Raw genomic sequence first — 25474 nt, 5'->3', positions numbered from 1 at the left:
CCGAACCGCACTCAACGCAGACGCAACGACCGGTTCTTGATCTCTACCTCAAACGCTCGCGCCCTCCCGCGCAGCGGGTTCGTTCTCCGGCCGCATGCTGCGGAGCGGCAGTCCGCCCCCATTCATCTGTTGAGATCAGGATTTGCCATCCCTTTATAGGCATCGGGTCGATACTCGAGGCAAGCGGCCAGACGATGCAATGAAAGAGCCTTCTCGGCCGAGGTCGCAGAAGTAACGGCGAACGAGGGTCGTTGGGCACTTTACGTCCGAAAAGGTGCCAGCGCTCGGTATGCTGTGGAAAGATGGTCGATCACCTCAACCGCTCCGGCACTTCGCAAGACGCTCGTTTGGGCCGCCTCGCATCCTTTCAGATGACTTCCGCCCACGAACCCAATGGGGCGCATGCCAGCCGCGGCGGCGCCTTTTATGCCGTGAGGTGAATCCTCCAGCACGGCGCAGCGGCTAGGAGGGACGCCAAGCCTCTCCGCTGCAAACAGGAACAGATCGGGGGCTGGTTTGCCGTGCTTGACTTGATCGGAACTTAACCCTCTACCATCGAAATGCGGAGCGAGGCCCGACATCTCAAGCGTCTTTTCCAGCCGCCGCACCGAACTGCCAGTCGCAATCGCCACAGCGATGCCGGCACGATCCAGCGCTTCCAAAAGCCCGAGAACGCCGTCGATTAGCCGTAGCCCTGTCTTGTAAGCTTCGAACAGGCGATCTTCCACGCGCTCGGCGAAACCCTCTGGGCAGGCCTGGCCCAACGTTTCCCCGATATCCTGGCAGATCGTAGAAATAGAGATGCCGAGATATTTCTCCCGAACATGGTCCGCAGTCATCCTGGACAGTCCTGATGCGCGTATTTCGGCCGCCACCGCTTCGAGCGAAAGCGGTTCGCTGTCCACCAGGCAGCCATCCATATCGAAAATGACCGCCCTGATCGCGGACTTACTCATGCAAACTTGTTCTCTAATATGCGCTGTTCGGTCTTGCGATCGAACAAATGCACGTTAGCCGGATCGATGATGAAGCCGATCTCCTCGCCCGGGGCGGCAGAGATGCGTTGCTTGACGATGGCGTCGATCATGTCCTTACCAGCCCTTGCAAAGATCTGCGTCTCCGATCCGGTCGGTTCCGTTACGACAACTTTGACCGGAATACCGCCGGCGCCGACCAGAATGTGTTCAGGCCGGACGCCGTAAATGACCGTCTGGCCGTCCGCGGCATCCGTCGGTGGAATCGGGAGCGTCAGCCCGCTGTCGGACACGAACTGTTTGTTCGCGCTCATGCCCTTGATCGTGCCGTGAATGAAGTTCATTGCCGGAGACCCGATGAAGCCGGCGACGAAAACGTTTCGAGGATGGTCGTAAAGATCGAGCGGGGCGCCGATTTGCTCAACCCGGCCGTCGCGCATGACGACAATCTTGTCTGCCATTGTCATGGCCTCGATCTGATCATGAGTTACATAGACGATCGTGGTCTTCAGCCGCTGATGAAGCTCCTTGATCTCGACACGCATCGTCACGCGCAGTTTCGCGTCGAGGTTCGACAACGGTTCGTCAAACAGAAAGACCTGAGGATCGCGAACGATGGCTCGGCCCATGGCGACACGCTGGCGCTGACCGCCCGAAAGTTGCTTGGGATAGCGGTCAAGCAGCTTCGACAGATCGAGAATATCGGCCGCCTTGTGGACCTTTTCCTTGATCTCCGCCTGGGGTCGCTTGGCCATCTTCAGCGGGAACCCAATATTGTCGAAAACAGTCTTGTGCGGGTAGAGCGCATATGACTGGAACACCATGGCAATATCGCGATCCTTCGGCGGCATGTCATTGACGATGCGGCCGCCGATCCTGATCGTGCCCTCGCTGATCTCTTCGAGACCGGCAATCATGCGTAGCAGCGTGGACTTTCCGCAGCCCGAGGGCCCGACGAGCACTACGAACTCGCCATCCTCGATATCGACACCGACACCGTGCATGACCTCCAAGTTGCTGTAGCGCTTGAAGACTTTTTCGATTTTGACATCAGCCACGAGCCGGTCTCCCTTTTTCGTTATTGCGGCAGTTCGATCTGCATTTTCACGTCCGCTGGGGGTGCCGAGGCGGCGATCTCGAAGGCATGCACACTGTCCTTGAATTCGAATTTGCGCGTGATCAGCGGACGGACGTCGATCGCCCCCGACGACAACATCGCCACGCAGCGCGGGAAGACATGCGCGTAGCGAAATATGTTTTCCACCCGCGCCTCGCGGATCATCGCCGCGCCCGCATCGTAGGAAATCGGCTCGGGCTGGCCGCCAATCATCACAACGCATCCGCCGGGCGCCAGCGGTTCGAAGACCCTCGCGGCGGCCTTGGGCGAGCCAGTTGCCTCAAACAGCACGTCCGCGCCCCAGCCATCGGTATCGCGCTTCACGCGTTCGACGATGTCGTCGTTGCCCGCTTGCACTCCGGTGATGGCGCGGTTCAGGCCCTCGGCGATGTCGAGCTTCTTTTTGGCAAGATCGCTCACATAGACCCGCGCGCAACCGCCTGCCAGCGCGGAGAGCGCGGTGACCAGCCCGATTGGGCCCGCGCCAAGCACGATCGCTATGTCGCCTGGCTTGATGCGGGCTTTCGTAGCCGCATGGACCCCGACCGCGAGCGGTTCGACCATCGCCGCCTCGGCAAAGGAAACGCTGTCGGGCAGCTTGAAAGTGAACGCTTCGGGATGCACGCAGGTCGGGCGCAGAATTCCATGCACAGGTGGCGTTGCCCAGAAGCGCACGGCCGGATCCACATTGTACATTCCAAGCCGTGTCGCCTTTGAGTTCGGATCCGGTATCCCGGGCTCCATACAGACGCGGTCGCCTTCTTTCAGCGTGGTCACCTCGGAGCCCGTCTCGATGATTGTGCCAGAGGCTTCGTGGCCGAGGATCATCGGCGCATTGACGATAAAGGGACCGATTTTCCCATGGGTATAGTAATGGACGTCCGAACCGCAGATGCCGACCGTATGCAGCTTGATGCGCACGTCGCGCGGACCGAGCTTTTCCTCTTGACGCTCAATCGGGAAATCGCGGAGCGAGAGATCGAGTTTTTTTTCGAGAACAAGCGCCTCCATGTGATTCAGCCTTTCGCTATGATCAACGCTGCCAGAGCAAGCGCGATGAGGTTGGAGATCCAGATCGATAGCCCCATGGGCTCCATCAGGCGGAACCATAGAAGCGACAGCGCGACCCAAATGACCACGGAGATGAAAAGGCGGTCGAACCAGTTCGTTTCTATAGGTAGAAAGCCTCTCTTTTGCAGGATCGGTCGAGCATTCCCGTCATCAAGGATGTCGATCGGCTTTTCGATACTTTCCATCTTGCTGGCCATGCCATCAGCCCTTAACTGCGCCGAACGTGAGACCGGCGACGATGTGACGTTGGACGATGCTAAAAACGATCAGGGCCGGGATCAGCGTGAAAACCGAAATCGTTGCCATGATGCCCCATGCCGTGCCGGTCGTCGTGACATATTCCGACAGCCCGGTCGTCAGCGTGCGGGCGTTGAAATTGGTAAGCGTCGCCGCAAGCAGGTATTCGTTCCAGGCAAACACCCAGGTGAGGATGAGCGTCACGGCCAATCCCGGTCGGCAAAGCGGGAACACGACCTCGGTGATCACCTTCCAAGGACTTGCGCCGTCGACATAGGCCGCCTCGTCAAGCTCGCGGGGAATGCCATCGACCGTCGGCCGCAATGTCCAGATCGCAAAAGGCAGATTGAAGGTGCAATACACCATGATCATGCCGATGCGTGTGTCCAGCAGCGTGAAACTGCCGACCTTATAGACTTGAGTCATCAACAGGAACAGCGGCAGCAGGAACACGGCTGGCGGCGCCATCCGGTTGGTGATTGTCCAAAAGAAGATGCTTTCCTTGCCGCTCATATTGAAGCGCGACAGCGCGTAGCAGGCGAAGAAGCCAAACGTGGTGCACACAAGCGCATTGCCCGACGAGATGACAAGCGAGTTCAGCATGTAACCGCGCAGCGTCGGATTGTTCAGGACGTCGATATAGTTTTGCCAATAGACGTGGCCCAGGACGACATCGGGTGTCGAAAACAGCTCCATCGCCGGCGTTGCCGAGATCACGAACAGCCAATAGATCGGAAACAGCGTCACAAAGCTGATCAAGACCCAGAACAGCGTCCGTATCCAAGGGTTTCGCTTCTTCATGGGCTTCACCCCTTCTTCGGCTTCCGCGGTGCAAGCAAGCCCGTGTAGAGCAGCCAGCAGACCACGATGGTGAGGTAGAGGACGACGACGGAGATGGCTGATCCATAACCATAGTTGGTGCGCGGGAACACCTCCCTGAAGATATGCACGCCAACATAGCGGGTGGCCGATCCGGGGCCGCCCCCGGTCAGCATCAGGACCTCGTCGACGATGCGCAGCGCATCCATCAGACGGATGAAGACTGTGGCGATCAGCGCCGGCGCGATCATTGGCAAAGTGATGTGCCAGAAGATCTGGCGCTTGCCCGCCCCGTCGATCTGCGCCTGCTCGAACGGGTCGGCTGGAAGCGAGACCAGCGCGGCGATCAGGGTTAGTGTGACCAGAGGCGTCCAGTGCCAGACATCCATGACGACGGTGACGACGAAAGCTGCCAGAGCGCTCTGGCCGATGTTCAGGTCGTAGCCGATCCAAGCCTTGAGGAAATGCGGAATGATCCCGATCGAGGGCGTCGTCATAAGCTTCCAGACCGATCCCACGATGATCGGCGCCATAATCAGCGGCAGCGTGTGGATAGTGCGGAATATCGCCTTGCCGGGGAAGTCCTTTATGAACGCCTGCGCCAAAGCGTAGCCGAGGATCACTTCGGTGAGCACGGCAAAGAATACAAACAGGACGGTCACGCCGAGCGAGGCGAGGAAGGCCGGATCGAACACAACGTGACGGTAGTTGTCCGCGCCGTTGAAGATCATGCTCGGGTCAGCAGCGAACGGGTTCCACTGATGGAATGATACCCACACCACGTAAATGAAGGGCAGTACGCCGAAGAAGAACAATATGATCATCGTCGGGGCCAGCAGTATCCAGCCCAGTGTCTTGGATTGCATCGGTCATCCTCCCCGGTAGCAATGCGAAACTCCCGGCCCGTATCATAGGGCGTATGAGGGTGGGGTCGCCACAAACTCAGGTGACGACCCCCCCCGGCGGCAGTCTTCAGGGAGGCGAAGACTACTTGCGGTAGCCCAGAGTGGTCAGCTCTTCTTCCGCCTTGGCCGCCATTTGATCGAGCCCCTCGTCGGCGCCAAGCTCGCCAGTGAGGATCTTGTAGAAGATCGGCGCGGTGGCCTCACGCACCTGCGCGTGGAACGGATAGGGCGGGGCGCCGGCGAACAGATGCCCGTCGTCCTTCAGCATCGTGTAGTAGCCGCCCAGTTTCTTGTCCATGTCCTTGACCTGTGGGTCGTCGTAGGTCGCCTTGTTGGTGATCCGCGGCGCGGCGATGGCCCAGCCGGGTTGCACCGAGTCCTGGCCGATGTATTCAAGGAACAGTGCTGATGCTTCCTTGTTCTTCGAGCTGACCGGGATGCCGAAGGCGCCGCCGTCGTAGTAGCCGATATAGCCCTTGCGGGATTCGGCATCTTCCTTGACGCCGGGCGACAGCGGCGGCAGCGCGAAGCCGACCTTGCCGACGACTTTGGACTTGGATTCGTCGGCCTGGATCCAGGCGGCGTTCTCGCCGTACACCAAGCCCTGAGCAGCGCGGCCGGCGGCGAAGGTCGTTGCAACCTCGCTCCAGGTCGACTGCACCGATTCCGGCGGAGCGACGTCGCGCAAATGCAGCCACCACTTCAGAGCAGCCTTTGCCTTGTCCGAGTTCATCTGGCCGCCATGCTCGACCGTGGCACCGTAGTTGTCAGAAGCGTTGATGCCCCAGTTGTAGACCCCGAACGTCGGCGCGACCGACTCGAAGAATTCGTACCACGAGGCAGGGTGTCCCGTATGCGCCTGGGCGGTCGAGCCCCAGAGCTGCATGTCATGATCCTTACCCCACTTGGTGAAAAAGTCAGCGATCTCGGTATATTGCTCGTGGGTCGCCGCCGGCGCCAGGTCGTGGCCCGTCTGTTTCTTGAACGCCGCCTTGATCTCGGGATCGTCGAACAGGTCCTTGCGGTAGAGATAGATCTTGATGAACGCCTCCATGGGCACTCCATAAAGATCATCTTTCTGTTTGAAGTAGTCTGCGAAGGAGGTGAAATTCGCGTCGTCGTAGGTCGGCGCTTTCAGCGACGGGTTGTCCTTCAGCTCCTTGGTTATGTCGACCAGGAAGTTCCGCGCCAGGTACGAATAGATGATGTCCTGCTCGATATAGACCATGTCGTAGATGCCCGTACCGGCTTCCATGTCCTTGATGGCCTTGTCGTACATCTGGTCCCACGAGGTGGTCTCGATCTCGACCTTGATGCCCGTCTTCTTCTCGAACTCGGGCGCCAGAACATCCTTGATGTAGTTGGACGGAGGCGTGCTTTCCGTCACGCCATGCAGGACGACGCCCTTGTAGGGTTCGGCGGCCTTTGCCCAGAAGTCGTCATTGCTGTCCGCAAGCGCGGTCCCGGACATCAGCCCGACCGCAATGGCAGCCACGCCGAGTTTCATTCGAACGTTCATCTGCTCCTCCCTGTTAAAACGAACGGCTCATTGCCGTCCTGCCCTGATAAGGCAAAAGGGGATACCTTGCAAGGTTTTGTTGCGTAAAGATGCATATTATCTTTTTGCGGCTGCGAAGGCGGAATTTCTCAGTCGCTCAACGACATCAGCTATTGTATTGATTAAACTGAATAATTTTTGATCTGAATTTGTTGGCTGCCGTTGGCGACGGAGAGGGGCCCTTGCGCACACGTCAAAATTGGAGCATTGAAGGGCGACGTTTGTATGTTTAGCATGCAAAATTGCTAGGAGGGAATGCGAATGCGGCGTCTTGGTATCCATTCGTTTGTCTGGACAAACGGCCAGTCCCAAGAGGGGTTGGAAATGGCTTTGGAAAAATCGGCGGAGCATGGCTACCGCCTGATCGAGTTTGCGTATTTGCGCCCCGAGAAATTCGATCTCGACCGCCTGGCAAAAAAGGCCAAGGAGCTGGATATCGAGATTGTGGTCACGATGGGCCTGAGCGCGGATGCGGACGTGTCGAGCGAGGACAAGGCCGTGGTCGCCAAAGGCAGAGCGCTCTTGTCCGACGCGGTCAAGGCTGTCCGCGACATCGGCGGCATCCGGCTGGGCGGCATCCTTTATTCGATGCACGGCAAGTATGAGCGGATGCCAACACGCATCGGCTGGATGAACAGCGCCGAGACTGTCGCCGCGACCGCCGAGGTTGCCAAGGATTGCGGTGTGGAGATCGTCCTTGAGGTGGTGAACCGCTTCGAATCCAACCTGTTGAATACGACCGCCCAAGGCATGAAGTTTATCAAGGATACCGGTCGCGATGACGTCCTTCTGCATCTCGACACTTTCCACATGAACGTCGAGGAAGCCAGTCCGGCTCACGCCATCCGTATGGCGGGAGACAAGCTGGGCTATTTTCACTTCAACGAAAACTACCGTGGCTATCTCGGTACCGGAACGATCGACTTTCCGAGCATTTTCTCAGCCTTGGTCGATATCGGTTTCCACAATCGAGACGTCGTCTTCGAAAGCTTCTCCAGCGCCATCGTCGATGAGGCTTTGTCGCGCGCCTGCGGCATTTGGCGCGACACATGGGACGACAACAATCCGCTCGCCGCGCATGCCAGAGCCTTCATCGAAAGCCATTGGTCGGAGGCCGTGCGCCGGGCCGAGATCAACGAGGCTGCATGAAAGGACCGGAAAGCCGCGGGCTCATCTTGGCCCGCACCATCTGATGCCCGAGGAGGACGGGAAGATGAGGCAGGCCTTGGGCATTGCTGATGAAAGCGACGCCAGCGGTCGCCAAGATATGCTGACGCGGCCCAACTTGTTCGACACCGCGATCACTGACGGATATGACGCGATCTTCTTCATCCCGCTCGACATCGATGCAGGCAACGAGCCAATTGAGCGCGCAAAGGCAGCCGGCATTCCCGTGTCCGGCTCCAATGCGATGGTCTCAAACACTGCCCTCCACGACGCCTACATCAACTCCAACGATGTCGAAGCCGGGGAGATGTTGGGTGCGCCTGAAGCCGTAAAGCGCGGTGAGCAGGTGATGTCCAGCCCGCAGGATGCCCACGGCCAGGCACAGGGCGCAATCGACCTCGTCCTGCATAAGCTCGTAGGCGACAACGACAAGCCGCGCGCCGCCGTCTGTGACGTCAATGGCAACTCCCCATGGAATGTTCGATGAGTAAGCCGTAGGCAATTCCATGTGGATGAAATGTTCGATGACACCTCGCAGGGATTTGGCCGTACTTCGCATGTGCGGGGCAGTTGAGGCTACATAAGGAACGACAATGACCTGCTTGCCGCGCATACAAAAAAGGTCTTCGAAATGAAAAGTTCCGAGATTCCGCGTCGCCAGGAGGAAAACGGCGCTCGGGCGAAGTATAGCCGGGGAACGAATTTGCAGGAGCCCGCCATGACTCGCGTGACCTTTCCCAACAGCTCGCCACGCAGGATCCGTCAGAGTAACGCGGTAGCGACATTGAACGCGCTTCACCGCTTCGGTCCGTTAAGCCGGGCAGAACTCGCCAGGCATATGGGGGTCAACCGCTCGTCCGCCGGCAATATCGTTTTGGAATTGGTCGAGGCAGGGCTCGTTCGCGAAGTGCCTGAGAACGAGGCCGCAAATTCGGCCGCCCAGCCCAGAGCCGGACGGCCGGGAATACTTGTCGAGCTCGTGCCCGACGCTGTCTTTTTTGTCGGCATCGAAATTGGCGTCGAGCACATAACGTGCGTCGAGATCGATCTTGCCGGTAAGATTGTCCGCAGCAGCACGAGACGTTTCGAAGGCCGCAACAGCGGCCCGGAAGAAGCGGTTCGCACCGCCATCGACCAGGCATTTTCCGAGATCGGGAAGCACGACCTGACGAGATGCCAAGGCCTGGGCATTACCGTGCCGGGGCAGATGGACCGGAATGGCTTCATCCATGTCGCACCGATCCTCGGATGGCGCAACCTTGATCTCCCGGCCCTTACTCGCACCTTTCTCCCGGCCGAAGTCCCCGTCTCAGCGGAGAACGACGCCAACGCATTTGGCATCGGCACCACCTATAGTCAGCACGAAGCGGCGAACGGCGTGACCTTTTTCATGGTCATCGAAACCGGTGTTGGCGGCGGAATCGTGATCGACGGCAAACTGTTTCGCGGCGGCAACGGCTTGGCAGGTGAGGTGGGCCACCTGAAGACACGAAACTCCGAATACAGAAATCTGGAGCAGGCTTTCGGCCGTGACCGAATCCTTTCTTCCTATCGCCAATTTGATCCGGACGCCGACTTGGACGCGTTCCTTAGCGATGTCCGAGATCGTGTTCCCGAGGCCGTGCAGTTTGCCGAAGAATGGTCCAGCCTGTTGGCTTTTGCCGTTGTCCAGATCTCGAGACTGATCGACCCGAACCGCATTGTTCTCGGCGGGTCTGTTGCGGAACTCTACCCCATGGTTGCCGCTCGCGTGGACGCCCACATCCGCGATCTTCAGGCTGCGACCTTTCCCATCCCCGAGATCATTTTCGACGAGAACGCCGCCTACGGATCCGCCTTCGGAGCTGCTTGCATGATGCACCAACGCTTCGTGTCGCTCGACAACCAGCTGCTGAATAAGGACGCGGTTTCCGATCCAGGCAATTCCGCCGCCTGAAAATGTGAATCGGCATCACATACGGGATTTTGAGGCTGATGGATGAACCCTCCAAAACACTGGCACCGGATTCACTAGGGCCGACGGTAACGGTCGGAGAAATACTGGTGGAGATCGTCGCTACGAAAATCGGCGTCGGGTTCAGGGAGCCTGTCGAGCTCTTGGGCCCCTTCCCCAGCGGCGCGCCTGCGATCTTCGTCGACCAGTGCGGACGCATCGGTGGCAGCGCGGCTTTGATCGGGGCCGTCGGCAGCGATGATTTCGGCTTCGTCAACATCGAACGTCTAAAGAGGGACGGGGTCGACGTTTCCGCTATTGCGGTTTCGCCGGATTACCCGACTGGCAGCGCGTTCGTACGATACCGCACCGATGGCTCGCGCGACTTCGTCTATAACATTGGCACCTCTGCCGCTGCCCGTTTCAGCTGGACGGAGAAGGTGGAGGCGCTGGTAACCCGTTCGGGCCATCTGCACGTCATGGGGTCGGCCTTATCGATGCCCAGCGCCTGGACAGTCATCGAGAAGGCCGCGCAGGTTATTAAGGCCCGAGGCGGCACGCTGTCGCTGGATCCCAACCTGCGCAAGGAGTTGAAATACGACGACCAGACCGAAGCGCGCTTCGCCCAGTTGGTTGCGATGTCCAACCTTTTGCTGCCCTCGGGCGACGAGCTCGAGCGTGCTGCGGGCGTCGAGGGAGAGGCTGCCAGTATCGCCCGGCTTTTCGAGCTTGGCGTCGGCGAGATCGTTCTCAAGCGCGGACGGGACGGAGCAAGCTGCTTCCTGCGGGATGGAACGCGCGTAGACGCTGCGGCCTTCGATGTCAAAGAGATTGATCCGACCGGGGCCGGCGATTGCTTCGGTGGCGCCTATATCGCCTGCCGCCGACTCGGCATGCCCGTCGAGCAGGCGCTGCTCTACGGCTGTGCCGCCGGCGCACGCAATGTGACGGTGCGCGGCCCAATGGAAGGTGCTGGCACGCGGGCGGAGCTGGACGATTTCATCAGAACGACGAAGAGACTGACGTAATGCAGGTGAAACTTGAACAACTGGCCGCTTACCGGGCGTCCGGAACGCCGCGCGGCATTTGTTCGGTCTGCTCCGCGCATCCGATTATCCTGCGCGCCGCGCTCCGCCACGGGTTGCAGTCCGGGGCGATGGTGCTCATCGAGGCGACATGCAACCAAGTCAATCATCTGGGCGGCTATACGGGCATGAAGCCTGCCGATTTTGTCGCTCTGGTGTGCCGTATCGCCGCTGAGGAGGGCTGCCCGGTCGAGCAGATCGTACTGGGCGGTGATCACCTGGGTCCGAACCCCTGGCGCGACCGTGATGCGGAAGCCGCCATGGCCGAGGCAGGAAAAATGGTTGCAGCCTATGTCGCGGCGGGTTTCCGCAAGATTCATTTAGACGCCTCGATGGGGTGCAAGGACGAACCGGTGGCGCTCGACGACGCCGTGACCGCCGCGCGCGCCGTTCGACTGGCTGCCGTTGCCGAGAAAACCGCGAAAGACGTCGGCGGGGACATGCCCTGCTACATCATCGGTACTGAAGTGCCGCCCCCGGGCGGCGCCGACCATGCGCTCGACACCATCACACCCACCGCGCCCGAAGCCGTACGCCAGACCCTTGCCGTGCATCGGGAGGCCTTCGCGCAAGCCGGGCTTGCGGATGCTTTTAACCGTGTCATTGGCATCGTGGTGCAGCCCGGCGTGGAATTCGGCAACCGCAACGTCATTTTCTATGACCGAAAGAAGGCTCAGTCGCTGGTGCGGGTGCTGGATGGCGAGCCGGGGCTCGTCTTCGAGGCACATTCCACCGACTACCAGGGCGCCAAGCCTTTGGCCGGACTGGTCGAAGACGGCTTTGCCATTCTCAAGGTCGGCCCGGAACTGACCTTCGTCCTGCGCGAGGCGCTCTACGCGCTGGACCTGATCGCGTCCGATCTGGTGCCGGGTTATGGCGAGCAGCCGCTCAAGCAGGAAATGGAACGGCTGATGCTGGCCGATCCTGGAAACTGGAACCGGCATTATTACGGAGACGCAGCGACCCAAGCCGTGCTGCGGCATTATTCGCTGTCCGATCGTATCCGCTATTACTGGGCAACCGAGGCCGCCGAAAAGGCGGTCGCTCGTCTGATCGCAGCGCTCACAGGTCGGAACATCCCGCTTCCCCTGATGTGGCAATACCTGCCCGCCGCTACAGACTTCGCAGATGCGCCGCTCGAGCCCGAGACCTTTTTGATCTGGCGCGTGACGCAAAGCCTGCAAGCCTATCACGCCGCCTGCAACGGATGAGCGAAAGACTGGAGAGCATCATGGCACTTGAACAATTCCGGCTGGACGGCAAAGTCGCGCTGGTCACCGGCGGCAACCGTGGCATCGGCCTGGCCATCGCCAAACTCTTTGGAGAGGCTGGAGCGAAGGTGATGATGAGCGGCCGAACGCTCACTGATGCTGCCGAAGACCTGTGCAAGAGCGAAAGCTACGGCTGGGTGCAGGGCGATGTGACCGACCCGGCAACACCAGCGCGGATCGTGCAGGCGACGCTCGATCGGTTCGGTGCACTAGACATTCTGGTGAACAATGCTGGCATCGCCGACCACGGCAACTTTCATGAATTCGGCGACGACCGCTTCGCCGCGATCACAGACACCAATTTCATCGCTCCCTTCCGCATCGCGCGTTCGGCTGTGATGCCAATGCTGGAGAAGGGAGCTGGAGCGATCCTCAACATCGGCTCGATCTCGGGTGAAGTGGCCAACAAGCCGCAGTTGCAGGTGGCCTACAATGCATCGAAGGCGGCTGTGCATCAGATGACCCGCGTCATGGCCTTCGAATATGCTTCCCGCGGCATCCGGGTGAATGCACTCGCTCCTGGATATGTCGTCAGCGACATGACGCAGGGCGGGATAGCAAACGAGGACTGGAACCGGATTTGGACAGAGAACACGCCCATGGGCCGCTTCGGTCGGCCCGAGGAAATGGCCACCTGCGCGCTGTTTTTATGTTCGGACGCCGCAAGCTACGTCACCGGCAGTGTCCTCACGGCTGATGGCGGCTACACCACCCACTAAACGAACAAACCGCACGCCGAGGCGTGCCTCAACATAGGATCGATATCATGGTTGGGAAACTCGAAGGCAAGATTGCAGCAGTAACCGGAGGAGCCTCGGGGATCGGATTGGCGAGCGTGGAAGCCATGCTTGGCGAAGGCGCAACCGTGGTCATGGTCGATCGCGACCAAAAGGCTATGGAAACCCTGTGCGAGAGATTGGGCAACAAGGTGATCCCGCTGAAGGTCGACCTTCTCGATCCGGCAAGCTGCGCAACGATCCTGGATGGGATCATCGAGAAGGCGGGGCATCTCGACATCCTCCATGCCAACGCCGGTTCATATATCGGCGGCGACCTGACCGAGACGGATCTCGATGCGATTGACCGGATGCTGAACCTCAACGTGAACGCGGTGATGAAAAACGTCCGCACCGTCATTCCCCATATGATCGAACGCGGCAGCGGCGACATCATCGTAACCAGTTCGGTTGCCGGTCATTTCCCCGTGCCGTGGGAGCCGGTCTATTCGGCATCCAAATGGGCAATGACATGCTTCGTGCAGACGATGCGCCGCCAGCTGAACAAGCACGGGATCCGCGTCGGACAGGTTTCGCCGGGCCCGGTCATCTCCGCCCTTCTTGCCGATTGGCCGGAAGAAAATCTTCGCAAGGCGAAGGAAAACGGCAGTCTGATCGAACCGAAAGAGGTCGCCGATGCAGTGATCTTCATGCTGACCCGGGCGCGCAATGTGACGATCCGTGACATGATCGTCCTGCCGACCAATTTCGACATCTGAACCGAAACCGAGCAGCCAAAAGCCTTCCCTCATTGTGTAGGAGCGAGCGTCCCGATGAACGATTTGGCAGGTCGAACAGTACTAATCACCGGCGCTGCCGGCGGGATCGGCAAAGCCATGGCGGAAGGCTTTGCTGCGACCGGTGCGCGGTTGGCCCTTCTTGATCTCAACGATTCCTCGGAGCTGGCATCGCGCTTGGGTGCTTGTCATAGGAGCTTCGTGCTCGATCTTGAAGACCCCGGCGCCATAGCTTCTGTCGTCGAGCACATCGGCGTGACGATGGGCATCGATATACTGATCAACAATGCCGGGCTCGGCATTATTTTCCCTGTCGGGGAACCAAATTTCGAGGCCTGGGACAAGACGATGCGGATCAATCTGCGCGGCCCCTGGCTTATGGCCGCCGCAGCCCTGCCCTATCTTAAGGCCTCAGGCCGCGGACGCGTCATCAATATCTCCTCCCAGGCCGGCGTCATCGCCCTCGATGAGCATGCGGCCTATGGCGCCAGCAAGGCAGGCCTGATCAATTTGACGAAGGTGATGGCGATCGAGTGGGCCAGGTTTGGCATCACCGCCAATGCGATTGCTCCAACGGTGGTCGAAACGCCGATGGCGCTTATCGGCTGGTCGGGAGAAAAGGGAGAAAAGGCCAGAAAGGATATTCCCATCGGACGCTTCGCCAAGCCTTCCGAAATCGCAGCGGCCGCACGCTATCTCGCATCAGACGAAGCAGCAGTCATCAACGGTGCGGTGCTGATGGCTGATGGCGGTTTCAGCGTCAAATAGAGGCTCTATCTCTCTCGCCAGTATTTACTGGCCGGTCATTTCTGAACGCTCCGGAATTGCCGCAGTCATCTGGATGTGACGCCGGTCTGGTCAGCAAATCCAACCGGCTTCAAGTCAAAAGGTGTGGAGTGGCTGCGGGATGGTGACATAGGAGGAAACGAAAATGCAGCAGGACCTTTCCGACAAGGTGGTGTTAGTGACCGGGGCCAGTTCCGGCATCGGGCGCGCCATGGCGATGGCCCTGGCGGCGCAGGGAACGAACCTGGCTCTGGTCGGTCGGTCCGCCGAGCGTCTCGGCGCGATCGCCGACCGGATCGGCAACGGCGCTGCTGCAATTGCCGCGGATCTGACGAAGCCAGGTGAAGTCGAACGGGTCGTCTCCGAAGCCGGCAGCCGGTTCGGACGGATCGACATCCTGCTGCCGAACGCGGGACTCTACGTTGCCGGTGACGTCGCTGACGGCGATCCCGATGCCTGGGACGAATTGCTTACGATCAACGTCAACAGCGTATTCCGCTTGGTGCGCGCGGTACTCCCGCAGATGATCGAGCGCAAGGCCGGCCACATCGTCATCACGTCATCGGTCTCCGGCCATCAGGCCATCCAATGGGAGCCCGTCTACTCGGCCTCCAAGCACGCGATCCAATCCTTCGTTCATGGGCTGCGCCGTCAGGTGGCAGCGCACAATGTTCGCGTCGGCGCGGTCGCGCCTGGCGTTGTCCTCAACGAATTGTGGGGCTACACCGACGCGGCCGCGATCGACGCCAAGGTGGAGAGCCGCGAAGGGCTAAGATCGGAAGACGTCGCCGATGCGGTCGTTTACATGTTGACCCGGCCGGCCAACGTCACGATCCGCGACCTGGTGATCTTGCCGCAGAACCAGGACATTTAGGTGATGGATTCGTTCGACTACGTCATTGTCGGCGCCGGGCCGGCAGGCTGCGTGCTTGCCAACCGGCTGACGGAAGATCCCGCCGCCCGCGTCGCGCTGATCGAAGCCGGGCCGGATCACAATGCCCGCAAGGCAATCGTGCGCATTCCGCTCGCCATGGTCACCTTTATGGCGCCGGCGCTGGCGTTTCTGGGCGGCCCGAAATTCATGACGTGGTTCACGAGCGAACCGGAACCCGGGCTCCAAGGCAGGTCGATGATGTTGCCGCGCGGCAAGGGCACCGGGGGGTGCACCAACATCAACGGACAAGTCTTCATCCGAGGTCAGCGCGAGGATTTCGACGGCTGGAGGGATCGCGGCAATCCGGGCTGGGGCTTTGACGATCTGCTGCCCTATTTCCGCAAGCTCGAGCGCTTCGAACCGCTCGCTGCCCCCCGATCCAGCCGGCATGTTAGACTGGGGCCACGGCCACTGGCCGATCAAGTCGATCCGGCTCTGCACGGCACGGACGGTCCGGTCAATATCGCGCCGATGCGCAGCGTCAACAAGCTCGCCTACGCCTATATCGAAGCAGCGCAACTCGCCGGCTACGAGCTCAATCCCGACTTCAACGGACCACGGCAGAACGGTATAGGGCTCTACACTTTCACCCAGAAGAACGGGGAGCGCGTCACCGCGGAGAGCGCATATGTCGATCCGGTGCGGCACCGGCCGAATCTCACCATAATAGGCAACACGAAAGTTACCAAAGTGGTGTTCGACGGAAAGAGGGCTACCGGGGTCGAGTGGAAACGCGGCGCCGAGACTGGTGTAATCGCCGCACGGGAGATCATCCTCTCGGCCGGCACTTTCGCTTCGCCCCAGCTTTTGATGCTGTCGGGCATCGGAAAGGCGCGCGAACTCGCCAGGCACGGTATTCCGCTCGTGCAGGACCTACCTGGCGTCGGCGAAAATTTGCAGGACCATCTGGACATCACGCTGGAATACCGCGCCAAATCCATCACACCATACGGCATCTCGTGGAAAGCGTTGCCGCGAAACATCCTCCATCTGTTCGACTGGCTGTTGCGCAAGCGCGGGCTTCTCGCCTCGACAACCGCCGACGGTGGAGGGTTTCTGTCGACCGATCCGAACAGCGAGCGACCTGACATCCAGCTTTTCTTTTGCACGGGCCGGGCCAACACACAGTCCGCCTCGGGCTTCACCGGGCACGGGTTCCTGATGCATGTCTGTCAGCTCAGGCCGGGCAGCATTGGCCGCGTCACACTGAAAAGCGCGGATTCCGCCGACCAGCCGTCGATCCTCTACAATTTCTTTCGCGGTGAAAGCGGCATGGACGTGATGCGCGCCGGCCTGCGGCTGGCTCGAAAGATCATGGCACAGCAACCCTTCGCGCCACATCTCGACGCGGAGGTCGATCCCGGTCCCGACGTGGAGAGCGACGGCGCCATCGACGCCTTCATCCGGGAACGCGTCGGCACGCTGTTCCACCCGGTCGGCACCTGCGCGATGGGTCTTGGGGCGGAAGCGGTGGTCGATCCGCGAACGCTGCGCGTTCACGGAGTCGGCGGGCTGAGGGTGATCGACGCCTCGATCATGCCGGCCATCGTTTCGGCCAACACCGTCGCGGCGACCTATTGCCTTGCTGAGAAGGCGGCGGATCTAATCAAGCGGGAGGCTGGTTCGTCGAACCCGCCTGGACTGTCAACATCTGATCGCGTCGGCAAGCCGTCATAGGTATTCGGGAGGCAGATCGATACCAACGCGTGGCGATCGCGCGTTCGCTTTGCATGCGCCCGAAGATCATGCTGTTTGATGAGCCGACCTCAGCGCTCGACCTGGAAATGGTGATGGAAGTGCTCGACACCATGTCTCGCTGGCAGATGAGGGCATGACCATGCTGTGCGTCGAGATGGGATTTGCGCGTCAGGTCGCCGACAAAATCATCTTCATGGACCGGGGTGAGAGGCGGCGCGGCACCGCTCCGAAGCGGCCGGTCGTGCGTAGCAGATGATCGGCCGGAACCAGTTGATCCAGGGTCACCCTCTCAAGAGCGGTTTGGGCAGGAAGAGGCGCTTCACCTGACCCAGTGACTAAAAATCCTCGATCTCTGATCGCACGGGTTCGATTCCCGTCGTCCGCACCACATTGAAATTCCTTGGCAATTCGCTTCCAAGGCAAGGAGATGGCTACCCTGGAAAGACCTGACGTGGGTAGCCGTAGGGGTAGCCGAGACACTAAAAGGCGCTGGATCCCTACTGGCTTCGGCGGGGATCGATCGCCATCGCGCGAATCGGAAGCGCCCGCTACGTTGCCGCAGCGAGCGCTCCAGTGGCCCGTCTTTGTCCCTCGCCGGCAAGACCGTACGCCTCGGTAAGACGGATAATAAGCGCGCCCTAGTTGAAGCGCTGCATATTAAGACCGCGTGACTTTTCTGCCACAAAACAATCCAGACCACCCGAGCAGCCGGGCTTTTAACTGTTCGCTCGGTTATAGAACCAATGATCCCGGCCAGCTCCACTAGGATCACTGAGGGTAAGCCCCAGCAGCAACCCCAGCGCGGCGCCGAGAAAGAAGGCCGTTGAAACCGTTCCGGGATTATTTTGGACGGCTCCCGAAACCGACTGAGCCCCGGTCCGGAGCGCCTGAGCAGTCCGGCCGGCGCCATCGGCAGCGCTTTCATACCAGCCTGCTACCTCCTCTCCAGCCTCTTCGGCGCGCTCGGCCAGCGTCCGATTGATCTTGTTGATCTCGCGTTTCAACTGCGCAACCTGCTTCTCTAGCGCCTCCTGAGCTCTGCGCTGATTCATGCTCGGCGTTGATTCGTCGCTTGCATCCGGCATCGGCTTTCTCCTTACGTCGGTCGCTCAACGGCCGACCTTAGAAGATAGTTCCGGCAAAGCTAAGGCCCGCCACCGTGAGGCAGCGGGCCGTGTTTCATGGACCGATTCCCGGTTAGCGATAGCGCCGCTTGAACTCCGCGATCACCGCCCGCTTTCCTCGGGCAGACATGGCAGCGAGGATTCTCAGAAGCTCAGAGGCCTTCATTTTCCCACCATCAACACAAACCCGGGCCGGTGATCGATCTTCACGCGCCAGTCGCCACCGTGAAGGCCTTCCATCAAGTGTGCAACGTATTTGGCAGCAAGCTCGATTTCGGCGAGCTTCGCCTTGGCCTTCGTCGTGGCCTCGGCAGCCATCTTGTCGAAGGATGTCAGTCGCCATAGGCCGGAACCTCCGCCATGTCGCCGGCGTCTTTCTCGCGGTCGCTGCGAGAGCCGACTGCCCAATGAAGCTGACAGACGCGGTTGAGCGCCAAGGCTCGGTTCTGCCGCGCCGTCGTCTTCGTGGTCGCAGTTGTCGCTTCCCGGTCGTCGTTGTAGCCCGACCAGCCCACCAGATAGGGCTCATGGTCGGCGCCATCTTCCAGGTCTTTGCTGTCAGCTTCCATGAGGTCGAGCGCGGTGATGAGAGCCGTGGCGCGGTCAAAGAGGTCGTTAAGCTGTGCCTCGATGGCCTGCCGCCATGTGCGCGGGTCCATCCCTCCGGGATGCCGTAGGGCTTCAGACTTCTGATGTGCGCGTTCATGGCTGCACCGGCATGAGCATATGAACGATCAGAAGGAACACGCGCCGCTGCTCTAGCGAGAGCCGGCGAAACAGCCCGAGGATTTCCAATTCTTCCGGGTCGATGATCTTGCTCATGCTGCACCGCCTTCCGTCATCCGCCTGATGTCGGCCGCGATCGACGCGAAGGCCCGGTTCTCCCCGTCGAGTTTTTCCAGTTCCAGCCTGTCGAAGGCGCGGATCTTGGCCATCATTCCGTCAAGCGTGTTGGCCGGCGTGGCAAAGATGCTCTCCCCGATCTCCCATAGCTCGTCGAAGCAGGCTTCATAGGCCAGTTCTGCAGCGGTCAAGCCGCCCTTGCGGTTGATCATCCCAACCTTCCTGCCGGGCATGGGGGCTGCTCTGCTCTCGTTGCGAGCCGTCCAGTATGCGCGGGAGCCCCGAGAGGTCACGAAGGATGCTATTCAGCGCGCACTGGAAGCCGCTGGGGTCGAGTTCATCCCCGAGAACGGCGGTGGCGCCGGAGTGAGGCTGCGGAAGGCTTGACCGCTACCCCTGCTTCGTCCTTATGGATGTGTTCCGATCATATTAGCAGGAGCGTATATCTATCGTCAGCCGGTGCTTCTCGTTAGCGAAGTCCCAAGCGCTCCCACCGGTCAGGCCCGGTGGCCATCGTGATCCTCGTCCTCGAAAATTCAACAAAGGCTGCCGGGCCGCTCCCGTAACAAGAGGCATTCGACATGCGCCACAAGGAAGGCCGCCGGCGCGCGTTTGCCCTCGCCGCTCTCCTACGCCGCCGAAGTCTCCGGCACGCTCTGGCGCCTGCCACTAGGGAACAGTTTCCAGTCCTCGTGGGTTTCTAACGCAGGCGGACGCGTCCCGATTTGAAGGCGGCCATTATTATGCAACAGACCGACGACACGAAAAAGCTGGCTAAGCACCTCGATGAAAGGGAGCGGCAAAGCCTGATCCGCATTAAGGAAACGCGGGAACTTATCGAGAAGAACCGCCGGCTCATCGAGCGGTCCCGTGAACTGTCTTCCATGCTCTTGGCAGGGCTAACAACCGGACTTGAGAAAGCTGCGGATGAGTAGGGTTTAAGGGCAAGGCGTCCAGCCTTTGCGCTGCTCCGGCGTCATCGCATGGTTCGTGAACCGTAGGTTCCGGTCATCCCTGCCGGCGGCGCGGCACTCGTGGCAATAGATGATTTGAGAAGATCCCAGTGCAAGCATGGCTGGTCTGGTCCGAACCGCCGCAGCAGTTCGGCAACATCCAGGGTGGCCTTGCGCTTGCATGTCAGACAATCGACCGACAGACCCGTGCTCGGCCTCTAGCTACTTGCCGAGCGTGTTTTCGGTGAATGGGAACTTCTGTCATTGGCGATCCTCGAGGAATGGGGTTACCGCACCTGGGGAGGATTATATTCCTGATCGCCGATCGCTTGCCAAGGGCTTACGTGATCGCGCCATGATAAAGCCGTGCACGTCATCCTCGACAACTATGCGGCTCACAAGCACTCGAAGGTCCGCGCTTGGCTCGACCGCCACAAGCGCTTTCACCTTCCACTTCGTCCCGACATCCTGCTCGTGGCTCAATGCCGTTGAAGGCTTCTTCGCCAAGCTGACCCGCCAGCGGCTCAAGCGCGGCGTCTTCCGTTCGGTGGTCGATCTTCAGGAGGCCATCAACCGGTACGTCGCTGAAACCAATGCGCGTCCCAAGCCTTTCACCTGCACGGCTGATCCGAATGAAATCATCGCTGCCGTTAGGCGTGGCACCAAGCGTTAGACTGCATGTCTAGCGCCAGTCGTCGAGCACGAAGACGCCGGCGCGACTGTAACCCGGCTCATTGGGCCTGTGCATCGTGACCCTTGGATTTCGGTTCGAAAGCCAAGCGCCTCAGCCACACCTTCGGCCGCGCGCCTCATCCAATGTGCCGCGCGCTCCTGATCCTTGCGCACTCCAACTCCCTCGGCGAAACAAAGGCCGAGATTGAAGGCCGCGGTCAGGTCACCCGACGAAGCAGTCGCCCCGAACCATCCTGCGATGCTGAGACTGTCATCGGGATCGCCTGCGCCTTCGAGGACCAGATTGGCGAGGTCGACTTGGGATTCGCGATTGCCGCTGTTTGCGGCGGCGCGCAGCCAGCGCGTTCCTTCTTCCGGGTACTGGGCCACTCCATTTACCGAGAGATAGAGCGAAGCCAAGGCGCGGGCCGCCGGCTGGTGACCACCCTCTGCAGCTCGCCGATACCATGTCGCGGCTTCCGCATAGTCTGGTCGAGGACCCCTCACATGCCGCTTGCCGAGACGATAGGCGGCGTCGAGATTTCCGGCGAGTGCAGCGCGGCGCATCCATGCCTCGCCGGCGACGGGATCTTGATCCGTCAGGCTGCCCCCGATCAGAGCGAGTCCCAGCCGAAACTGAGCCGAGGCTAGGCCCTTTTCCGCTGCAAGCTGATACAACCGCGCAGCCGCCTCCAAATCCACCGGTACGCCCATTCCGTGCTCGATGAGGATTGCAAGGAGATAAATCGCGGTCGGCAGGCCGGCATCCGCGGCGCGCCGTACCTCTGCGGCAATTCTGGTTTTGTGCTCCGCCTCTCCCAGTCGGGAAAGGGAAAGGGCAAGGCCAAGGCATCCTTCCGGACAACCGGCTGCCGCGGATTTCTCATACCAGTCGTGCGCGCATCGAGATCGCGCATTGCCTTCGGACCTCTGCTCAGGATGTATCCGAGTATTGCCTGCCCGGTTGGGGAGCCGGCCTGCGCGGCTTCGCGAGCGAACTGGAGCGCTGTCTCGAAATCGGGGTCTCGTGCGAATTCCGATTTGAACAGGGTTTCCGAATTGTGGCCACCATCGCTGTTTTCGTGTCCTGCCAGTCCAGCGACGCAAAGCGCGGCGAGAAGCGCCTGCGCATCGGCGCTTCCATGATCGGCGGCCCGTCGCAGCCAGCGCGCGCCTTCCGACCCGCTTGGCGGCACGCCCAAGCCTTCGAGATAGCAACGAGCGACGCGGTACTCGACCTCTGGAATGCCCGCACGAGCGGCGATCGCCATGAGGTGAAAGGCTTCGGCGGGCTTGCCACCTGCGTTAAGCCGGACAGCTCTTCGCAGAGCCAGTGCAGGGTGCAAGCCGCTCAGCCGATCCAGGATCGCCATTCTACGGCTCCCGCATCGCTTCCTGACCTAGTGGCAGTATCGCACCGAGAATGTATTTGAGGACCGTGCGGCGACCTACCTTCACGTCCGCCGTCACGGGCATGCCGGGACTGATCGCGAAGCCCGCGGGCACGCCATGGAGGGCGACGTCGTCGATGGAGATCTGCGTGCGATAGAACTGGTCAGCATCTGACGGCAGCATCGCCAACGAGCTGTTCGGATCGCGTGCCTGTTCCCCGGCCGAAAAAGAGTCCGGGCTGACCGTGCGAACCGTTCCGTGAGCCAAGCCATATTGCGAATAGGGGAAGGTATCGAACTTGATGGCTACGGGATCGCCGACATGGACGAAGCCGCTGCTGCGCCCGACAATGTTCGTCTCGATCTCAAGCACGGCGTCGGCCGGAACCAGCGTGATCAACCGCTCTCCGGACTGCAGGACCGAGCCGACCGAGACCTTGGCCACCGACTGGACAGTAGCGTCGGCTTCGGTCCTCAACTCCACCAGCTGTTTGCGAAGCTTCGCCTTGTTGAGCAACTCGCGGGCGTCGGACATGCGGGAATTAGCTTCCGACAGGCTCTGCGATACCTCGGCACGCCAGCTTTGAATGTAGCCGTCACGCTCGGCCGCAACTGCTGCCTGCTGGCGCTTGGCGGCCTCATTCGTCTGTTCGGCGTTGCTGAGCGAGCGCGACATTTCCGCGGAGTTGTCCTCGGCAAGGAGCGTATTGAGACGGCTTCCGACTTGTCGTTCTTCGAGTTGCTGGCGCATCTTTTCGATCGAGGCCGCCACTGCCAGCCGCTGCCGGTAGCCCTCGGCATCGGACTGCGAGCGTGAGATCACGGAACTAAGCTCGTCGCGTTGCCGGTCGAAGCTTTCCAATTTGGCGTCATAGACAGCCTTGCGGCGTTCGAAGATGGAAGCTTGCAGTGTCCAGCTAGGATCCAGTCCGTCATAGCTGAAAGGCTTGTCATCGGCCTCCGCCTTCAGGCGCGCCACTTCGGCTTCGAGCGTCGTGACCTGGGTGGCCAACGCCGTTAGGTCAGCCGAGGCGAAAGTAGCGTCAAGGCGAGCCAGCACTTGACCGGCCTTCACATGCTGCCCTTCGCGCACCTCGATTGAGCGGACGATAGCTGTCTCCAGCGGCTGGACGATCATGTTGGGCGATTGCGAGACGACGAGGCCCCTCGTCGTGACAACCTGGTCGACCGGTATCAGAGCCGCAATCATGATCAACGCGACGACCAGACTGAAGATGATCCAGACGATACCGCGCGCCACGCGCGGAATGGGCGCATTGGCGACCGCCGTCGACGGCCACTGGAATTCGAGGATGACAGGCGCCGTCGGATCGCGAGCGTCTGTCAGGCGCCGGCGGACAGGAAGGGCGGTATAGGTGGTGCTGCTCATGGCCAGCCGATCTCAAGCCAGCCGAGGCGGTACGGCCGCCAAATGGCCATGTCGCCCGTCAAGATGGCGATTCTGCTGGAACCAAAGCTGCCGGTAAATGTCGCACCGCTCGAGCAGGACGAAATGAGGCGCGACGTCGAGAACCTTGCCCTGATCCATGACGAGGATTTGGTCGCACTCTGTCAGAGAAGCGAGCCGGTGCGACACGATGATCATAGTGCGGCCGCTGGCGATGCGCATCAGATTGGCGCTGACCACCGCCTCGCTCTCGGGGTCGAGCGCGCTTGTCGCTTCGTCGAGTATCAGGATGGTCGGATCGTGAATGAGCGCCCGCGCGATCGCCAAGCGCTGTCTCTGGCCGCCCGAAAGGTTGGGCGAACCTTCCTCGATATAGGTGTCGCAGCCGTTCGGCATGCGTTCGATGAATTCGGCGGCACCGGCGAGGTGAGCGGCACGCATGGCATCGGAAAGCGTCAGGCCGGCGCGCCCGGCGATGATGTTGTCCCTGATCGAACCGCGGAAAAGGAAATTGTCCTGAAGGGCGACGCCAAGTCCCACTCAATTGTTTTCAACCCTCCTAAAATATTGATCTCGCTGGATTTTTTCTTGATATCGGCTGGAGGAACCCCCAAGGAGGCCGCCAAAATCTTATGGTGTTGATTTTAAGGGGAAATTTTCGACAAAAATTTTTTTGAGGTTTCGCGTACTATCGGGACGAATCGGGCGTTCCGATCCTTCAAAGAACGCCAGCCGCTTACAATCCCGCCTCTCGAAAAGTACCGTCACAATATCGTAATGCGGCTTCGAGTCATGACAGGACCCTGTGCTCACCCACGGAACGGCCGAGATGGGCCGACTACAGAAGATCAGACGCATAAGTAGGAGAGATGATGGCGCTCTTTGAGAATGACGTAGTAGCCTGCAGTTGGAAGCCATCCCATAGATCTAGCTGAGCGGCCGCACACACTAGACGGGACCAAGATTGAAAATTCGATCAGCAATCGCCCCGATCGAAGCGCACTCGGCGACTAGGCCATTTCAATTGCTTGGGGCTTTACCCGCATACAGGCTCTTTTCGCCCATTGCGGCTGGGCCGGCATCGCGGTGGAGCGTTGACTGGCAAGCTGTCGCAGTCCAACGTCGCGGCGATCCGACCGCCCTCGCACCGGGGGCGTCGAACGGTTCGGGGGCACATGCGGGACCAGGCGGCAGCAAACAGGAAAGAGGCACGTTCAAGCAAGGTCCACGACGCCAGCGTGGATATAGTGGCCTCGTGGGCCCGTCCCGATCCGAAGGCCCTTCACGCCAACGGAGACGCCAACCCCGCCCGAGGAGAAGTAGAAGCGGAACGGTCCCGCGCTGATCGATTTGCGAACGTAAATTCCCATCCCCTTGAGTCCCCCAACTCAATGCTGGAGCGCTTAGGTCACCAGCATCCTTTCCCACTCATGACTTCGATCCCTGTGCCGGCGCGAGGTCCGTTTCGCGAGAGCGCTGCCTCACCCTGATTTCAATCCGTCGTCTTGCCTTGCGGACTGCGCGGCCCCGAGGCGATGAGGTCCTGCGCGCGCAGCACGCCGATCAGGTCGCGCGTCACCTCCTTGCCGAAGAAGGAAGACAGCTCGCCACGCGTGATCGGCTGGAAATAGGCAATGCACATCAAGACAAGCGCCTCCGCCTGCGAAAGCTCTTTGTCCCCTCACCTGCGGCGGCGCCAATGCAGAGCGGATGATGGTCTCCAAAGGCTTTCTTGGTCCGGTGCTGCCACCCGCCGGCGACGGACACCAGCTCGTAGGGTCGACCGGCGAGCTCGGCGCGGATGTCCTGATCAGCTCGAGTTTGGAGCTTTTGCCGACGACACGCGCCAGCACCTCGCGCGGCACCGGCTCGCTTGCCGCAAAGATCACCGTCGACACGGCCCATCCATTCGCGCCAGCGCAGTTCTGGCGGCAAGTGATCGAGCTCGCTGTCGACCAGCATTCGCTGGACATCCCTGTCGCTCGGACGTTCGGATCTCGCGGACTCGGCCATCG

Annotated in this window: 26 protein-coding genes and 5 pseudogenes; 14 read left to right on the top strand and 17 right to left on the bottom strand. The window is 60.4% G+C overall.

Features of this window, described 5'->3' with window-relative positions; genetic code table 11:
- Positions 1-260: 260 nt before the first annotated feature.
- From ABID26_RS19150 to ABID26_RS19120, 7 genes are all read right to left on the bottom strand, one after another.
- The gene (locus tag ABID26_RS19150) at positions 261-956 is read right to left on the bottom strand and encodes an HAD family hydrolase (protein WP_292374123.1); all 696 of its coding nucleotides are present in this window, start codon (positions 954-956) and stop codon (positions 261-263) included.
- Positions 953-2032: an ABC transporter ATP-binding protein gene (locus ABID26_RS19145; protein ID WP_292374276.1), complete on the bottom strand. Its 1080-nt coding sequence runs from the start codon at positions 2030-2032 to the stop codon at positions 953-955. Before ABID26_RS19145 ends, ABID26_RS19150 begins: the two co-directional genes overlap by 4 nt.
- A 20-nt stretch (positions 2033-2052) precedes the next feature.
- Positions 2053-3102 carry an NAD(P)-dependent alcohol dehydrogenase gene (locus ABID26_RS19140; RefSeq protein ID WP_292374274.1) on the bottom strand — a complete coding sequence of 350 codons (1050 nt, stop codon included), beginning with the start codon at positions 3100-3102 and terminating at the stop codon, positions 2053-2055.
- A 5-nt stretch (positions 3103-3107) separates the two neighbouring features.
- A complete protein-coding gene (locus ABID26_RS19135; RefSeq protein WP_210211936.1) occupies positions 3108-3347 on the bottom strand; it encodes a DUF2160 family membrane protein in 240 nt (79 codons plus the stop codon).
- A 16-nt stretch (positions 3348-3363) separates the two neighbouring features.
- Complete coding sequence (locus tag ABID26_RS19130; protein WP_292374121.1) at positions 3364-4200, bottom strand: carbohydrate ABC transporter permease; 837 nt, start codon at positions 4198-4200, stop codon at positions 3364-3366.
- Between the two features lie 5 nt (positions 4201-4205).
- Positions 4206-5084 (bottom strand): carbohydrate ABC transporter permease, encoded by an 879-nt coding sequence (locus tag ABID26_RS19125; protein ID WP_354416046.1) that lies wholly within the window; start codon positions 5082-5084, stop codon positions 4206-4208.
- A gap of 121 nt (positions 5085-5205) precedes the next feature.
- Entirely contained in the window at positions 5206-6594 is a 1389-nt protein-coding gene (locus ABID26_RS19120; RefSeq protein WP_435528591.1) for an extracellular solute-binding protein, read from the bottom strand.
- A gap of 348 nt (positions 6595-6942) precedes the next feature.
- Here ABID26_RS19120 and ABID26_RS19115 point away from each other — a divergent pair, with 348 nt between their 5' ends.
- The 11 genes and pseudogenes from ABID26_RS19115 to glnQ form a co-directional block, all read left to right on the top strand.
- Entirely contained in the window at positions 6943-7830 is an 888-nt protein-coding gene (locus ABID26_RS19115) for a sugar phosphate isomerase/epimerase family protein (protein ID WP_126098660.1), read from the top strand.
- A 64-nt stretch (positions 7831-7894) separates the two neighbouring features.
- Positions 7895-8335, top strand: a complete 441-nt coding sequence (locus ABID26_RS19110) for a substrate-binding domain-containing protein (protein ID WP_292374117.1) — start codon at positions 7895-7897, stop codon at positions 8333-8335.
- A gap of 231 nt (positions 8336-8566) precedes the next feature.
- Entirely contained in the window at positions 8567-9784 is a 1218-nt protein-coding gene (locus tag ABID26_RS19105) for an ROK family transcriptional regulator (RefSeq protein ID WP_292374115.1), read from the top strand.
- A gap of 38 nt (positions 9785-9822) precedes the next feature.
- Positions 9823-10809 (top strand): tagatose kinase, encoded by a 987-nt coding sequence (locus ABID26_RS19100; protein WP_292374113.1) that lies wholly within the window; start codon positions 9823-9825, stop codon positions 10807-10809.
- Entirely contained in the window at positions 10809-12077 is a 1269-nt protein-coding gene (locus tag ABID26_RS19095; protein ID WP_292374111.1) for a D-tagatose-bisphosphate aldolase, class II, non-catalytic subunit, read from the top strand. Before ABID26_RS19100 ends, ABID26_RS19095 begins: the two co-directional genes overlap by 1 nt.
- Before the next feature lie 20 nt (positions 12078-12097).
- Complete coding sequence (locus tag ABID26_RS19090; RefSeq protein WP_292374109.1) at positions 12098-12856, top strand: SDR family NAD(P)-dependent oxidoreductase; 759 nt, start codon at positions 12098-12100, stop codon at positions 12854-12856.
- A 47-nt stretch (positions 12857-12903) separates the two neighbouring features.
- On the top strand, positions 12904-13632 hold the full coding sequence (locus ABID26_RS19085) for an SDR family oxidoreductase (RefSeq protein ID WP_126098655.1): 729 nt from the start codon (positions 12904-12906) through the stop codon (positions 13630-13632).
- 54 nt (positions 13633-13686) lie between these two features.
- Entirely contained in the window at positions 13687-14418 is a 732-nt protein-coding gene (locus ABID26_RS19080) for an SDR family oxidoreductase (protein ID WP_292374107.1), read from the top strand.
- A 163-nt stretch (positions 14419-14581) separates the two neighbouring features.
- Positions 14582-15310, top strand: coding sequence for an SDR family oxidoreductase (locus ABID26_RS19075; protein WP_292374105.1), 729 nt, complete (start codon positions 14582-14584; stop codon positions 15308-15310).
- Positions 15311-15313: 3 nt separating this feature from the next.
- Complete coding sequence (locus ABID26_RS19070; protein ID WP_354416045.1) at positions 15314-17047, top strand: GMC family oxidoreductase; 1734 nt, start codon at positions 15314-15316, stop codon at positions 17045-17047.
- A 20-nt stretch (positions 17048-17067) separates the two neighbouring features.
- Positions 17068-17324: pseudogene (gene glnQ, locus ABID26_RS19065) on the top strand (glutamine ABC transporter ATP-binding protein GlnQ); the annotation flags it as partial.
- Positions 17325-17784: 460 nt separating this feature from the next.
- On the opposite strand, the gene ABID26_RS19060 reads toward glnQ, so the two are convergent.
- The 4 genes from ABID26_RS19060 to ABID26_RS19045 all read right to left on the bottom strand — a co-directional run bounded on the left by ABID26_RS19060 (position 17785) and on the right by ABID26_RS19045 (position 19247).
- Entirely contained in the window at positions 17785-18153 is a 369-nt protein-coding gene (locus ABID26_RS19060; protein ID WP_292340739.1) for a hypothetical protein, read from the bottom strand.
- Positions 18154-18354: 201 nt separating this feature from the next.
- Positions 18355-18510 (bottom strand): hypothetical protein, encoded by a 156-nt coding sequence (locus ABID26_RS19055; protein ID WP_292374076.1) that lies wholly within the window; start codon positions 18508-18510, stop codon positions 18355-18357.
- Positions 18511-18524: 14 nt separating this feature from the next.
- Positions 18525-18851, bottom strand: coding sequence for a hypothetical protein (locus ABID26_RS19050; protein WP_292303315.1), 327 nt, complete (start codon positions 18849-18851; stop codon positions 18525-18527).
- Between the two features lie 159 nt (positions 18852-19010).
- Entirely contained in the window at positions 19011-19247 is a 237-nt protein-coding gene (locus ABID26_RS19045; protein ID WP_354416044.1) for a hypothetical protein, read from the bottom strand.
- 85 nt (positions 19248-19332) lie between these two features.
- Here ABID26_RS19045 and ABID26_RS19040 point away from each other — a divergent pair.
- The 3 genes and pseudogenes from ABID26_RS19040 to ABID26_RS19030 form a co-directional block, all read left to right on the top strand.
- Positions 19333-19422: pseudogene (locus tag ABID26_RS19040) on the top strand (transcriptional regulator); the annotation flags it as partial.
- Positions 19423-19778: 356 nt separating this feature from the next.
- Positions 19779-19970 carry a hypothetical protein gene (locus ABID26_RS19035; RefSeq protein ID WP_292374072.1) on the top strand — a complete coding sequence of 64 codons (192 nt, stop codon included), beginning with the start codon at positions 19779-19781 and terminating at the stop codon, positions 19968-19970.
- 375 nt (positions 19971-20345) lie between these two features.
- A pseudogene (locus ABID26_RS19030) lies at positions 20346-20661 on the top strand (transposase); the annotation flags it as partial.
- On the opposite strand, the gene ABID26_RS19025 reads toward ABID26_RS19030, so the two are convergent.
- The 6 genes and pseudogenes from ABID26_RS19025 to scpB form a co-directional block, all read right to left on the bottom strand.
- Entirely contained in the window at positions 20658-21374 is a 717-nt protein-coding gene (locus tag ABID26_RS19025; protein WP_354416043.1) for a tetratricopeptide repeat protein, read from the bottom strand. The pseudogene ABID26_RS19030 and the gene ABID26_RS19025 sit on opposite strands and share 4 nt — an antisense overlap.
- A complete protein-coding gene (locus ABID26_RS19020) occupies positions 21308-22033 on the bottom strand; it encodes a tetratricopeptide repeat protein (RefSeq protein WP_292374068.1) in 726 nt (241 codons plus the stop codon). Before ABID26_RS19020 ends, ABID26_RS19025 begins: the two co-directional genes overlap by 67 nt.
- A 1-nt stretch (position 22034) precedes the next feature.
- Entirely contained in the window at positions 22035-23312 is a 1278-nt protein-coding gene (locus ABID26_RS19015; RefSeq protein ID WP_292374066.1) for an HlyD family type I secretion periplasmic adaptor subunit, read from the bottom strand.
- A gap of 141 nt (positions 23313-23453) precedes the next feature.
- Positions 23454-23993, bottom strand: a pseudogene (locus tag ABID26_RS19010) (ATP-binding cassette domain-containing protein); the annotation flags it as partial.
- A gap of 680 nt (positions 23994-24673) precedes the next feature.
- On the bottom strand, positions 24674-24829 hold the full coding sequence (locus tag ABID26_RS19005) for a DUF4236 domain-containing protein (protein ID WP_292374064.1): 156 nt from the start codon (positions 24827-24829) through the stop codon (positions 24674-24676).
- 140 nt (positions 24830-24969) lie between these two features.
- A pseudogene (scpB, locus tag ABID26_RS19000) lies at positions 24970-25472 on the bottom strand (SMC-Scp complex subunit ScpB); the annotation flags it as partial.
- Positions 25473-25474 lie beyond the last annotated feature (2 nt).

Source organism: Mesorhizobium shonense (assembly GCF_040545255.1).
Lineage (GTDB): Bacteria > Pseudomonadota > Alphaproteobacteria > Rhizobiales > Rhizobiaceae > Mesorhizobium > Mesorhizobium shonense.
The sequence above is the reverse complement of the archived record's forward strand: the minus strand, read 5'-3'. Positions and strand labels throughout refer to the sequence as shown.